The sequence below is a fragment of the Bosea sp. OAE506 genome, assembly GCF_040546595.1.
In the GTDB taxonomy this organism is placed as follows: Bacteria; Pseudomonadota; Alphaproteobacteria; order Rhizobiales; family Beijerinckiaceae; genus Allobosea.
The window spans coordinates 4660658-4673554 of sequence record NZ_JBEPOB010000001.1; the positions used below are offsets into that span (position 1 = coordinate 4660658).

Genomic DNA, 12897 nt, shown 5'->3' on the forward strand with positions numbered 1-12897 from the left:
CCGCCCGCCAGCGTTAACGCTGTTTCGAGTCGGGACGGGACGGCGCACCTGCACTCATGGCGCCAGGAGGATTTGGCCGCTATTAAGGCTTTGTTAGGCATAATGGCGCCGAGCTTGAGGGCGCCAACCGAGAGCAGGCAGGCATGAGCGAGGCCGGACGGGACTGGGCAGGGCTGGGAACGGCAGCGGCGGCGGACGAGCATCTCGCCTCCTTCGCGGCCGACGGCGCACTGCTGCTCTGGGACCGGGAGGCCGACAGGCCGGGCCACGCCAATGCGGCGGCGCAGGTTCTGCTCGCCACGAGCGGCAATCTGCCTGCGGCGACTCGGCAGCGGCTGGCCCTCCTCGCCGGTGGCCTGGCCTCGCGGCAGGGCGTTCGGCTCGAGCGGCTGCGGCTGACCTCTGGCTTCGCGGCGACGCTGGTGACCTGCGGCTGCAAGCTTCTGGACGGAGACGAAGCCGGCCCCGTGCTGGCGCTCGCAATCCAGGCCTCCGAATTGCGGCGGCTGGGAATCACCCCCCCGCCCCCCGCCGCCCCCGCGCAGGAACCCGCGCCCCTCGCTGCGGCCGAACCGGCGCCCATTGCGAACGCAGTTCCCCCTGCTCGCGCCATCCGCTTCCTCTGGCAGAGTGACACCGAGGCCCGCATCACCAGCCTGTCGGCGAATCTCGTGGAGCTTGCAGGCCCCGAGGCCGTTTCTTCCTTCACGGGCCGCCTCTGGTCCGAACTGATCGGCGCGACGATTGCCGACCGTACGGGCGGGCTGCTCGCCCGGCTGACCGGCAGCACGACCTGGAGCGGGCACGAGATCCTCTGGCGGACGGGGCCGGATGAGGGCGCGCGTGTCGAACTGTCCGGCGTGCCGGTGCTCGACGCCGCACGTCAGGTCGCCGGTTTCCGCGGCTTCGGGCTGGTCAGGCCCGGCGCGCGCGAGGCCTTCCCCGCGCCAGAGCCGACGCAGTCGCTGACGGAGGCCGAGCCGGACGCGCCCATCGAGCCTCAGGACGAAGTGGTCGAGGCCCCTCTGCTCCAGCCCGATCCGGTCGAGGCGCTCGATGCCGCGGTGGTGGCCCCCGCCGAGGCGATGATCGAGGAGGAGGATGTCTCCGCCGCGACCGCAGCCGAGGCTGTCGACGAGACGATCGCGGACGAGGCTCAGCTGCCCGCCGAGGACGAGGCCGATCCGGCCGATCTGGCGGCTTTCTCCGACCCGGACGACGACGCGGTTGCCACGGCACCCGCCGTGGAGCCGAGCGCGGCAACCGAGGAGAACGCGTCGGGCGATGCCGGCACTGCGCCTGCTCCGGCGGCGCCCGGCAACATCGTGCCGCTGCGCAACGGCCATCTGGCGCCGGTGCGGCCGATCATCGAGCCGTCCAAGACCCATCTCAGCTCCGCAGAGCGCAACGCCTTCCGCGAGATCGCCAAGGCGCTGGGCGCCCGCATGGCCGGGGACGACGAGACGGCGGCGCCGCGCCTGCCACCGGCTGCACCGCTGCGCCTGAAGGACAGGGAGGCCGCCGCATCCACCGATGCCGATGCCCAGGCCGAGCCGGCGGCTGCCGCGCCCGAGGGTCGGCCCGACGGCGGCAGGGCGGCGGCGGCAAAGCCGCGCCGGACCAATTCCCATGCCGATCTGCTCGACAAGCTGCCGATCGCGGTTCTGGTCAACCGCGACGACACGCCGCTCTACGCCAACCGGACGATGCTCGACCTGCTCGACTATGCCGATCTCGACGACCTTGCCTCGGGCGGCGGCGTTAGCCGGCTGATCAAGGACGCCGAGCGCACCGATGGCGGCGCGATGACGCTGCTCGACCGGCTGGGGCATCTGGTCAAGGTCGATGCCGTGCTGTCCAGCGTCTTCTGGCAGGGGGAAGCTGCCACGCTGATGGCCTTCCGCCATCCCGATGGTGGCGGCGAGGTGCCGGTGCTAACGCCGGAGGAGGCCGAGGAGGCGGAGTTGGCGGCCGAGTTCGAGGCTGAAGCCTTCGAAAGCGCCGCCCGCGTCGAGGCGCTCCGGCTCGACGCCGATGTGCGCGACGCGCGCATCGCCGAGCTCGTCGCGATGCTCGACACCGCCACCGATGGCGTCGTCACGGTGGATGAGCGCGGCCGCATCCTCTCGCTCAACAAGACCGCCGAGGCGCTGTTCGGCTACGACCAGCGCGAGGTTACGGGCGAGCTGTTCACGCTGCTCTTCGCGGGCGAGAGCCATGCGCCGGCGCTGGACTATCTCGAGGGGCTGAAGGGCGGCGGCGTCGCCTCGGTGATGAATGACGGCCGCGAGGTCGTCGGCCGCGTCCGGCAGGGCGGCAAGATCCCGCTGTTCATGACCATGGGCCAGATCGCGGAAGGCACGGAGCGGCGCTTCTGCGCGGTGCTGCGCGACATCACCGCCTGGAAGAAGACCGAGGGCGAGCTGGTCGAGGCGCGCAAGGCGGCCGAGAAGGCCAGCGCCCAGAAATCCGACGTGCTCGCCAAGATCAGCCACGAGATCCGCACGCCTCTGAACGCGATCATCGGCTTTGCCGAGGTCATGGCGGAGGAGCGTTTCGGGCCGATCGCCAATGAGCGCTACAAGGAATATCTGCGCGACATCCACCAGTCGGGCGGCTACGTCATCAGCCTGGTCAACGACCTGCTCGACCTCGCCAAGATCGAGGCCGGCAAGCTCGATCTCGACTTCGTCAGCGTCAATCTCAACGAGATCGCGCTCTCGGCGGTCAGCCTGCTGCAGCCGGAGGCGCAGCGCGGCCGCGTCGTGCTGCGCTCAGGGCTCTCGCCGAAGCTGCCGCCGGTTGTCGCCGACCAGCGCTCGATCCGGCAGATCGTGATCAACCTGCTCTCCAATGCGGTGAAGTTCACCGATGCCGGCGGTCAGGTGATCATCTCCACCGCGCTGGGCGACCAGGGCGAGGCGATCCTGCGGGTCCGCGACACCGGCATCGGCATGGACGACAAAGAGATCGAGCTGGCACTCGAGCCCTTCCGCCAGGTGCCGACGACACGGCGCGCCGGCGGTACGGGTCTGGGCCTGCCGCTGACCAAGGCGCTGGTCGAGGCCAACCGCGCCGCCATGTCGATCACCTCCGTCAAGAAAGAGGGCACGCTGGTCGAGATCACCTTCCCGCCGCAGCGCGTGCTGGCGGGCTGAGGCGGCCTCGGGAGGCCGGCGTCGAGCCGGCCCCCTCTCATGGCTCTCAGAGCAACGTGCCCGTCAGGATCGCGGCGGCGACGCCGAAATAGATCACGAGGCCGGTGACATCGACCAGCGTCGCCACGAAAGGCGCCGAGGCCGAGGCCGGATCGAAACCCAGCCGCTTCAGCACAAAGGGCAGCATCGAGCCCGTCAGCGAGCCGAAGGTGACAATGCAGACGAGCGTCGCGCCAATCGTGGCCGCGACCAGCAGCCAGTGCGGGCCATAATCGTAGAGACCGAGCTTCTGCCAGGCGACGATCCGCGCGATGCCGATGGCGCCGAGGATGGCGCCCAGCGTCATTCCCGTCGGCAGTTCGCGCAGGGCGACGCGCCACCAGTCCTTCAGCGAGATCTCGCGCAGCGCCAGCGCGCGGATGATCAGCGAGGTCGCCTGCGAGCCGGAATTGCCGCCCGAGGACATGATCAGCGGGATGAAGAGCGCGAGCACGATCGCCTTCTCCAGCTCGGCCTCGAAGACCTGCATCGCCGAGGCCGTCAGCATCTCGCCGACGAGCAGGATCGAGAGCCAGCCGGCCCGCTTCCGGATCATGGTCAGGAAGCCGATCTGGTCGTAGCGCTCGTTCAGCGCCTCCATGCCACCGAGCTTCTGCACGTCCTCGGTCGTCTCGGCGATCATCGTGTCGATCACGTCGTCGACCGTAACGATGCCGATGACATGGCCGGCCACGTCTACCACCGGCACCGCCAGCAGATTGTATTTCGAGATCAGCCGCGCGACGTCCTCGCGGTCCGCGCCGGGCGTCACGGTGACCGGCTTGTGGGCGGGGGCGAGCGTGGTGATGGCGGCGCCCGGATCGCCGCTGAGCAGCCGCCGCAGCGGCACGGCGTGAAGCAGGACGCCGCTGGCGGGATCGCGGACATAGATCGAGTAGACGGTCTCGCGCGAGCGCTCGACCGTGCCGATGTGGCGCAGCGTCTGCGCCACCGTCCAGTCGGCGGGGACGCTGACGAACTCGGTCGTCATCAGCGAGCCGGCGCTGCCCTCCGGATAGGTCAGCAGCCGCGTCACTGCGGCATGGGTCGGCGCATCGAGGCGCCGCAGCAGCCGCGCCCGGGCAGGCCCGTCCGTGCGGGCGAGCACGTCCGTCACCCGATCCGCCGACATGGCGTCGAGGAAGGCGGCGGCGCGCTCCTCCGGCAGCAGGGCGAGCACGGCCGGGGCCGTCTCGAAGGCAGGCTCGTCCAGAACCTCGACGGCGCGCTCGAAGGGCAGCGCCAGCAGGATCGCGGCCGCGCTGCGCGCGCCCTGATCCTCGAGCGTCTCGACGATGTCGGCGACGTGCTCGCTGGCGAGGCTCGCAGCGAGGGTGTGGGCGAGAAGGTCCGCCGGCACGCTGGCGCCGCGGATGGTGTCGCGATCGACGATCTCGTTCATCGGCTTGTTCCTCGTGATCGGCCGTCAGGGCCGATCACGGGCGAGCCGGGGCGTCCCGGTCAGGCTTGCGCGTCGGCGGCAGACGGCATCGACGGTCGACTGGGACTGTCGCTGGGCATCGGGATAGGGTTCCTGGTGAGCGGCGAGCCGAGCCGGCCTGCCGTGCCGTATCCCCTGCTCCCGCGCGGCGGCCGGGTCAATCGAGCGGGCGATGCGGCATCGGCGAAACGGCGTTGCCCTCAGCGCATGGGCAGGCCGGAGCGGACGTGCATTGGCGTGGCGCGGGGCGCCTCCTATGGTGCGGCCGCCGCCCGATGACCGGGTGGCGCCGGCCCGATGGAGAGCCCTTCCGATGACCCTGACGATCTATGGCTGCTACCGCTCGCGCGCCTCGCGCAACATCTGGCTGGCCAACGAGCTCGGGCTCGCCTTCACCCATGTCCCGGTGATCCAGGTCTACCGCCTACCCGACCCGAAGGCGCCGGGCGCGCCCATCCACACGCAGAGCCCGGAGTTCCTCGCGGTCAATCCGAAGGGGCAGATCCCGGCGATCGACGATGGCGGCTTCAAGCTGCAGGAATCGCTGGCGATCAACCTCTATCTCGCGCGTAAGCATGGCGGCCCGCTGGCGCCCAAGGATGCCCAGGAGGAAGGGCTGGCGGTGATGTGGTCGCTCTGGGCGAGCACGGCGGTCGAGAGCCATGCGCTCAACATCCAGTACCACATGGCGGCCTATCCGCCGGAGAAGCGCGATCCCAAGCTGGTCGAGGCGGCACTCGCCGCGCTGCCGGCCCCCTTCGCGGTGCTCGACAAGGCGCTGGCCGCGGGCGGCGGCTTCGTCATGGGCGGACGCTTCACGGTGGCCGACATCAACGTCGCCGAGATCATCCGCTACGCCAAGCCGGCGGCGCAGCTCTTCGAGGGGGCGCCGCATGTGAAGGCCTGGCTCGACGCCTGCCATGCCCGCCCCGCCTTCCAGGCGATGTGGACGGCGCGCGACGCGGAAGCCGCCTGAGCCGCAGCCGCATTCGGGATGACAGGATCCGGGTGGCCGCACGGCCGCCCGGAGCCTACTGACGCGGGCTGACGGTCCGGGACGGACAGATGCCGCGATGACCATGCCCATGCCTGCCCTGCCAACCCGGATGTCCACGCTCGACTGGCTGATGCTGGCCGGGCTCTCGGTGCTGTGGGGCGGGTCCTTCTTCTTCAACGCGCTGGCGCTGGCGCAATGGCCGCCGCTGCCGGTTCTGCTCGTCCGGGTCGGGCTGGCGGCGCTGGCGCTGCTGCTCGCGGTGCGGCTGGCGGGGCTCTCGATGGCGGTGGGCCGGAGCATCTGGCTCGCCTTCTTCGGCATGGGCGTGCTCAACAACCTGATTCCGTTCAGCCTCTTTCTCTGGGGCCAGCAGCAGATCCCGAGCGGGCTCGCCTCGATCCTGAACGCGATGACGCCAATCTTCACCGTGCTGGTGATGCACGCCTTCGGCGGCGAGCGCGCGACGCCGCGCAAGCTCGCCGGCATCCTTGCGGGCTTTGCCGGCGTCGCGATCCTGATCGGGCCGGATGCGCTCTCGGGGCTCGGCCTCAACCTGCTGGCACAGCTCGCCTGCATCGGCGCGACGGTGTCCTACGCCTTCTCCGGGCTTTATGGCCGGCGCTTCCGCGCCTTGCCGCCGCTCGTCAGCGCCGCCGGGCAGCTCAGCGCCTCGACGCTGATGACCCTGCCGATCGTGCTGGTGGCGAGCCCACCCTGGGCCCTGCCCCTGCCCACGGCGCAGACGGCCTTCGCCCTGCTGGGACTCGCGCTGATCTCGACGGCGGCGGCCTATGTGATCTTCTTCAAGGTCATGCGCTCGGCCGGGCCGAGCAACGTCGTGCTGGTGACCTTCCTGATCCCCGTCAGCGCAATCCTGCTCGGGGTCGGACTTCTCGGCGAAAGCCTGCTGCCGCGCCATTTCGCCGGCATGGCGGCGATCTTCTTCGGGCTCGCGCTGATCGACGGGAGAATCCTGCAGGTGATGCGCCCATCCACAGCCTCGTGACTGGTCCCCATCCGGAGACGCGGCGGTTTATTGCCAATAAATTATGAATTGTTCTAGGGTCGCTTTCGCGGCATGAGCCGCTATCGGCTTTCGCGACGAGCACTGGAAGATATCGGTCAACGATACGCCAGAGGGGACCAGAGGGACACTCATGGACGTCAGGCATCTGCGATGTTTCATCGCAGTGGCGGAGGAACTTCATTTCGGCCGTGCCGCTGAGCGGCTGGGCCTCGCTCCCCCCGCCCTCTCCCGACAGATCAGCGCGCTCGAGGAAGAACTCGGCTGCAGCCTGCTGACGCGCACCACGCGGCAGGTCGCGCTGACGCGCGCGGGGCTGATCATGCTGGAAGAGGCCAAGGGCATTCTCGGGCGCATGGAGCATGCCTCGCGGGCCGTGCGCGAGGCCTCGCTGGCGTCCGGCAAGGTGCTGCGCATCGGCGCCATCGACGCCGCCTCGTCCAGCTTCGTGCCGGAGGCGCTGGTCGCCTTCCGCGAGCGCTATCCCGGCGTGCAGATCAAATTCGTCGAGGCGATGACCGCCGCTCTGGTGCAGATGCTGGAGACGGGCAAGCTCGACCTCGCTTTGACCCGGCCGCCGCGCAAGCCGACCGACTGCGCCTTCGAGGTGCTGCGCGTCGAGCGGCCGATCGTCGTCCTGAACGAGGCGCATCCGCTGGCGGCACGCGAGCATCTGACGATGCAGGATCTGGTCGGCGAGCCCTTCGTCGTGCCCTCCAAGCGGATCCGGCCCTTCGCCTATGATCTGGTGATGGCCTATTTCGAGAGCGTCGGCGCGGTGCCCAACGTCACCCTGGAGGCGACCGAGAAGCCGGCGATGATGTCGGCGGTCGCGGCCGGGCTCGGCATGGCGCTGGCACCAGACTGGGTCTCGCGCCTGAGTTTCCCGGGCGTCACGATGCGCCGTCTGCGCGGCGCGCTGCTCGACCCGCCGCCGCCCGGCGCGCTGGTCGGCATCGCCTGGCGGCCGCAGCAGCGGCTCGACGCCCGCGACGATTTCCTCGCGATCCTGCGGGAGAGCGTCACCCTGATCGACGAGCGGCAGGTCCTGCCCTTCGCCATTCCCGCCACGAAGCTGAAACGAACGGCCCGCCTCGTCGGGTCGGCTGTCGGAGGAGCCTGATGAGCTTGAACAAAATCGAAAAGGCGCAGGGCATCCGCGTCCGATCCACACAGGATCTCGCCGCCGGCGTGTTCATGATGCTGCTGGCTGGGCTCGCGCTGGTGCTCTCTAGCGACCTGCCCATGGGCACGCTGCGCCAGCTCGGACCGGGCATGCTGCCGAAGTCCTTCGCGGTGATCTGCGCCTTCCTCGGCGCGCTGCTGGTGATCTCCAGCCTGCGCTTCCACGGCGAGCAGCTCTCGGGCTGGTCATGGCGCGGCGTGCTGTTCGTGCTGGGCGCGGCCTGCGTCTTCGGGCTGTGCATCCGCGGTTTCGACATCGGCCCGATCCATGTGCCTCAGCTCGGCCTCGCGGTCGCCGGCCCGCTCGTCATCCTGATCTCGGGCCTGGCGGCGGATGATTTCCGCCCGAAGGAACTCGTGATCTTCGCGGTCGCCATGAGCACCGCCTGCGCCCTGCTGTTCAAATACGCGCTTTCGCTGCCGATCCCGCTGGCACCGTGGCTGCTGGGGATCTGATCTGATGGATATGTTCGCCAACCTCTCGCTCGGCTTCGGCGTCGCGCTGTCGCTGCAGAACCTCGCATTGTGCTTCGCCGGCTGCCTCGTCGGCACGCTGATCGGCGTGCTGCCCGGCGTCGGCCCGATCGCCACCATCGCCATCCTGCTGCCGATCACCTTCGGGCTCGATCCGGTGGGCGCGCTGATCATGCTCGCCGGCATCTATTACGGCGCCCAGTATGGCGGCTCGACCACGGCCATCCTGGTCAACATCCCCGGCGAGGCGACCTCGGTCGTCACCACGCTGGACGGCCACCAGATGGCCAAGCAGGGCCGCGCCGGCGTCGCGCTGGGCACGGCGGCGCTCGGCTCCTTCTTCGCCGGCTGCGTCGCGACCGTGTTTATCGCCGCGCTCGGCGCGCCGCTGACCAAGCTCGCGCTGCTCTTCGGCCCGGCCGAGTATTTCTCGCTGATGGTGATGGGCCTGTGCTTCGCGGTCGTGCTGGCGCGCGGCTCGATCCTGAAGGCCTTCTGCATGATCATGCTGGGCCTGCTGCTCTCGACCGTCGGCACCGACCTCGAGACCGGCCAGGAGCGCATGACCTTCGGCTTCGCGCCGCTGGCGGACGGCATCGACTTCGCCGTTTTGGCGATGGGCGTGTTCGGCTTCGCCGAGGTGCTGCGCAATCTCGAGAACCCCGAGACGCGCGACGTGGTGAAGACCAAGATCGGGCGGCTCCTGCCCGACTGGAACGACATCAAGCAGTCGACCGCTCCGGTGCTGCGCGGCACCTTCCTCGGCGGCATTCTCGGCATCCTGCCGGGCAATGGCGCGGTGCTCGGCCCCTTCGCGAGCTACACACTCGAGAAGAAGCTCGCCAAGGACCCGTCCCGCTTCGGCAAGGGCGCGATCGAGGGCGTGGCCGGTCCGGAATCGGCCAACAATGCCGGTGCCCAGACGGCCTTCATCCCGCTGCTGACGCTCGGCATTCCGCCGAACGCGGTGATGGCGCTGATGGTCGGCGCGATGACCATCCACGGCATCATCCCCGGCCCGCAGGTCATGACCAAGAACCCCGAGCTGTTCTGGGGCATGATCGCCTCGATGTGGATCGGCAACCTGATGCTGCTGGTCATTAACCTGCCGCTGGTCGGGCTTTGGGTGAAGCTGCTGCAGGTGCCCTACCGCCTGATGTTCCCGTCGATCCTGATCTTCTGCTGCATCGGCATCTATTCGGTGAACAACCAGCCGGTGGACGTGGCCTTCACCGCGATGTTCGGCCTGTTCGGCTACCTGCTGATCAAGCTCGGCTTCGAGCCGGCGCCGATGCTGCTTGGCTTCGTGCTCGGCAAGCTGATGGAAGAGAAGCTGCGCCAGGCGCTGATCATCTCGCGCGGGTCGTTCATGACCTTCGTCGAGCGGCCGATCTCGGCCGGGCTGCTGATCGTCGCCGTCGCCATTCTCGTGATCGCGCTGCTGCCGTCGATCAACAAGAAGCGCGACGAAGTGTTCACCGAATGACGGGCTTGCCGCGCCCCTGGCGCGGCCCCACCTTGCCTGCAACCATAATGAGGAAGGACCCGCCCATGAAGACAACAGCACTCGGCCTCGCGGCCGCCCTGTCGCTCGCCCTGACGGTCGGCGCCCAGGCGCAGGCCTATCCGACCAAGCCCGTGACGATGATCGTGCCCTTCGCCGCCGGCGGCCCGACGGACATCATCGCGCGTCTCGTCGGCGAGAACATGTCCAAGACGCTCGGCCAGCAGGTCGTGATCGAGAACGTCGCCGGTGCCGGCGGCACCACCGGCATCACCCGCGCGCTGACCGCGGCGCCGGACGGCTACACCATCGCGATGGGCCATCTCGGCACCTTCTCAGCGGCGCCCGCGACCTATCCCGGCCTGAAATACGACCCGATCAACGGCATGCAGCCGATCGGCCTGGCCGGCGGCACGCCGATCCTGATCGTCGCGCGCAAGAACATCGAGGCGACGGACCTGAAGTCCTTCGTCGCGGCGGTGAAGGCCAATCCGGACAAGTTCAACGAGGCCCATGCGGGCCTGGGCTCCGTCTCCTGGACGACCTGCACCCTGCTGAAGGGCCAGCTCGGCGTGCCGAAGCTCAACGCGGTCGCCTATCGCGGCACCGGCCCGGCGCTGAACGACCTCGTCTCCGGCCAGATCGACTTCATGTGCGACCAGATCGTCTCGGTCGCCGAGCAGGTGAAGGCCGGTACGATCAAGGCCTTCGCGGTTGCCTCGGCGCAGCGCTCGCCGGCCCTGCCGGACGTTCCCACGACCACCGAAGCCGGCCTGCCCGAGTACCAGATCGAGGCCTGGAACGGCATCGCCGCGCCGAAGGGCACGCCGAAGGAGGTCGTCGACCGCCTCGTCGACGCGCTGAACAAGGCGCTGAACGACGAGAACACCAAGAAGCGCCTGCTCGACCTGGGCACCGTGATGCCGACTGCCGCCGAGCGCACGCCGGATGGTTTCGCCGCGCTGATCAAGCGTGACGCCGCCAAGCTGGACCCGGCGCTGAAGGCCGCGCCCAAGTAGGCTGCGAATCTTCCGCCCGCCTCCGCGGCGGGCCTCTGTGACGGCGGGCCCCTGGCCCGCCGTCTGCGTTTCGGGCCCGCAGATCTCCGACGGACCGCCCCTCTGTCACCGTCGGCAACAAACCGTGACCGATCGTCGCGGAACCCTTCACAGTGCCGCTGGTTGTCTCGGCGAAATCCCTTTTCGTAAGGAGACCACCATGATCAAGAAGCTTGCTCTCGTCGCCGCGATCGTCGCGATCCCGGCCACGGCCTTCGCCCAGAACCAACCCTCGCCGGGCGCCACCGGTGGCGCGCTGAGCGGCGCGACCTCGGGCGCGATCGGCGGTGCCGTCGTCGGCGGCCCGGTTGGTGCGGCGGTCGGCGGTGTCGGCGGCGCGGTGGTCGGCGCCATCATTGGCGACGCCGCGACCCCGAAGTTCCGCACCTACGTCGTCGAGCAGGACGTGCCGTCCTATACCTATCGCGAGCAGGTCGCCGTCGGCGCCGTGCTGCCGGAGGATGGCGTGGTCTATCGCGAGGTTCCGGCGGAATACGGCGTGCAGGGTGGCTATCGCTACACCGTCGTCAACGGCCGCACCGTGCTGGTCGAGCCGCGCACGCGCCGCATCGTCCAGATCATCAACTGATCGCAGCGTCGCCCCAAGCGATGATTCAGGCCCGCCCCCGCAAGGGGGCGGGCTTTCGCATTCGTGATCTCCCGTTGGTCATCGAGGAGCTCGCGGCTCGGGTGACGCTGGAACATCGACGGTCCCGAAAGGTTAATTCGACAACCATCCACAACAGGGACATCCCATCATGATCAAGAAGCTCGCCCTCGTCGCCGCGCTCTCCGTGCTGCCGGCCACCGTCTTCGCCCAGAGCACCGGCCCGGCCGTGCGCGACCCGGCTGGCGGTGCGACCCGCGACCCCGCGCTCGGTGTCGGTGCTGGCGCCGGCGTCGGTGGGACCGTCCAGGCCCCGATGACCCGCGATCCGGCCGGCGGCACCATGATCGACGATTCCGCCCGGTTCCGCAGCTATGTGATGACCCAGGGCGTGACCTCCTACAGCTACACGCAGCCGGTCATCGTCGGCACCGTGCTGCCCGAGCAGGGCGTGGTCTACCGCGAGGTTCCCACCGAGTACGGCGCGAAGGGCTATCGCTACACCGTCGTCAACGACCGTGCGGTCGTGGTCGAGCCGCGCACGCGCCGCATCGTCCAGATCATCAACTGATCCCGCGCCGGGTATCTCGCCCGACGCAAAAGGAAGCCCGCCCCTGCGAGGGGGCGGGCTTTTCCGTGTTGGATATAAAGTGATGTCAGCGCGTGCCGAACATGCGGTCGCCGGCGTCGCCCAAGCCCGGCACGATATAGCCGTGGTCGTTGAGCTTCTCGTCGATCGCGGCCGTCCAGATCCGGACTTCCGGATGGGCGCCGCGCAGGCGCTCGATGCCTTCCGGTGCCGCCAGCAGGCAGACGAAGCGCAGATCCTTCGCGCCGCGCTCCTTGAGGCGATCGATGGCGGCGACGGCGGAGTTGGCGGTGGCGAGCATCGGGTCCATCACCACGATCATGCGGTCGGCGATGTCGGACGGCGCCTTGAAGTAATACTCGACCGCCTGGAGCGTGTCGGGGTCGCGGTACAGCCCGATATGGGCGACGCGGGCGGCCGGCACGAGCTCCAGCATGCCGTCGAGGAAGCCGACGCCGGCGCGCAGGATCGGCGCGAAGACCATCTTCTTGCCCGAGATTACCGGCTGGAGCGAGGTCTGCAGCGGCGTCTCGATCTCGATCATCTCGACCGGCAGGTCGCGCGTGACCTCGTAGCAGAGCAGCATGCCGATCTCGTTAAGGAGCTGGCGGAAGCTCTTGGTCGAGCGGTCCTTCTGGCGCATCAGCGTGAGCTTGTGCTGCACCAGCGGGTGATCGACGACGGTGACCCCGTCCTGCTGCTTGGTCATTCTCTCAGGCCCCTCATTCCTATTGCCGTGGAGGCTCGCGCCTCCATCAAACGCGCCGTCATCCCGGATGCAGCGAAGCGGAACTCCGGGATCCATCGTAGAGCTCCGTAGC

The 12897-nt window shown here is 69.0% G+C and carries 11 protein-coding genes; 9 read left to right on the top strand and 2 right to left on the bottom strand.

The window, feature by feature from the left end; translation table 11 throughout:
* Window positions 1-143: 143 nt before the first annotated feature.
* Window positions 144-3158, top strand: a complete 3015-nt coding sequence (locus tag ABIE41_RS22650; protein ID WP_192642466.1) for a sensor histidine kinase — start codon at window positions 144-146, stop codon at window positions 3156-3158.
* Between the two features lie 46 nt (window positions 3159-3204).
* Here the strand turns inward: ABIE41_RS22650 and mgtE are convergent, their stop codons facing one another.
* On the bottom strand, window positions 3205-4599 hold the full coding sequence (gene mgtE, locus ABIE41_RS22655) for a magnesium transporter (RefSeq protein WP_192642467.1): 1395 nt from the start codon (window positions 4597-4599) through the stop codon (window positions 3205-3207).
* Between the two features lie 352 nt (window positions 4600-4951).
* On the opposite strand from mgtE, the gene ABIE41_RS22660 reads away from it, so the two are divergent.
* The 8 genes from ABIE41_RS22660 (at window position 4952) to ABIE41_RS22695 (ending at window position 12058) form a co-directional block, all read left to right on the top strand.
* Window positions 4952-5614 carry a glutathione S-transferase family protein gene (locus tag ABIE41_RS22660; RefSeq protein ID WP_192642468.1) on the top strand — a complete coding sequence of 221 codons (663 nt, stop codon included), beginning with the start codon at window positions 4952-4954 and terminating at the stop codon, window positions 5612-5614.
* Window positions 5615-5723: 109 nt separating this feature from the next.
* Window positions 5724-6641: a DMT family transporter gene (locus ABIE41_RS22665; protein ID WP_354193173.1), complete on the top strand. Its 918-nt coding sequence runs from the start codon at window positions 5724-5726 to the stop codon at window positions 6639-6641.
* Window positions 6642-6792: 151 nt separating this feature from the next.
* Window positions 6793-7782 carry a LysR family transcriptional regulator gene (locus ABIE41_RS22670; protein WP_192642469.1) on the top strand — a complete coding sequence of 330 codons (990 nt, stop codon included), beginning with the start codon at window positions 6793-6795 and terminating at the stop codon, window positions 7780-7782.
* Window positions 7782-8300, top strand: coding sequence for a tripartite tricarboxylate transporter TctB family protein (locus tag ABIE41_RS22675; RefSeq protein ID WP_192642470.1), 519 nt, complete (start codon window positions 7782-7784; stop codon window positions 8298-8300). The genes ABIE41_RS22670 and ABIE41_RS22675 overlap by 1 nt, the downstream gene beginning before the upstream one ends.
* Before the next feature lie 4 nt (window positions 8301-8304).
* The gene (locus ABIE41_RS22680) at window positions 8305-9804 is read left to right on the top strand and encodes a tripartite tricarboxylate transporter permease (RefSeq protein WP_465247101.1); all 1500 of its coding nucleotides are present in this window, start codon (window positions 8305-8307) and stop codon (window positions 9802-9804) included.
* A 65-nt stretch (window positions 9805-9869) separates the two neighbouring features.
* Window positions 9870-10841 (top strand): tripartite tricarboxylate transporter substrate-binding protein, encoded by a 972-nt coding sequence (locus tag ABIE41_RS22685; protein ID WP_192642471.1) that lies wholly within the window; start codon window positions 9870-9872, stop codon window positions 10839-10841.
* Window positions 10842-11040: 199 nt separating this feature from the next.
* Window positions 11041-11469: a DUF1236 domain-containing protein gene (locus ABIE41_RS22690; protein WP_192642472.1), complete on the top strand. Its 429-nt coding sequence runs from the start codon at window positions 11041-11043 to the stop codon at window positions 11467-11469.
* Window positions 11470-11638: 169 nt separating this feature from the next.
* Window positions 11639-12058 carry a DUF1236 domain-containing protein gene (locus tag ABIE41_RS22695; RefSeq protein ID WP_192642473.1) on the top strand — a complete coding sequence of 140 codons (420 nt, stop codon included), beginning with the start codon at window positions 11639-11641 and terminating at the stop codon, window positions 12056-12058.
* An 85-nt stretch (window positions 12059-12143) separates the two neighbouring features.
* Here ABIE41_RS22695 and upp read toward each other — a convergent pair whose 3' ends face one another.
* Window positions 12144-12785, bottom strand: coding sequence for a uracil phosphoribosyltransferase (gene upp, locus ABIE41_RS22700; protein WP_192642474.1), 642 nt, complete (start codon window positions 12783-12785; stop codon window positions 12144-12146).
* Between the last annotated feature and the right edge of the window lie 112 nt (window positions 12786-12897).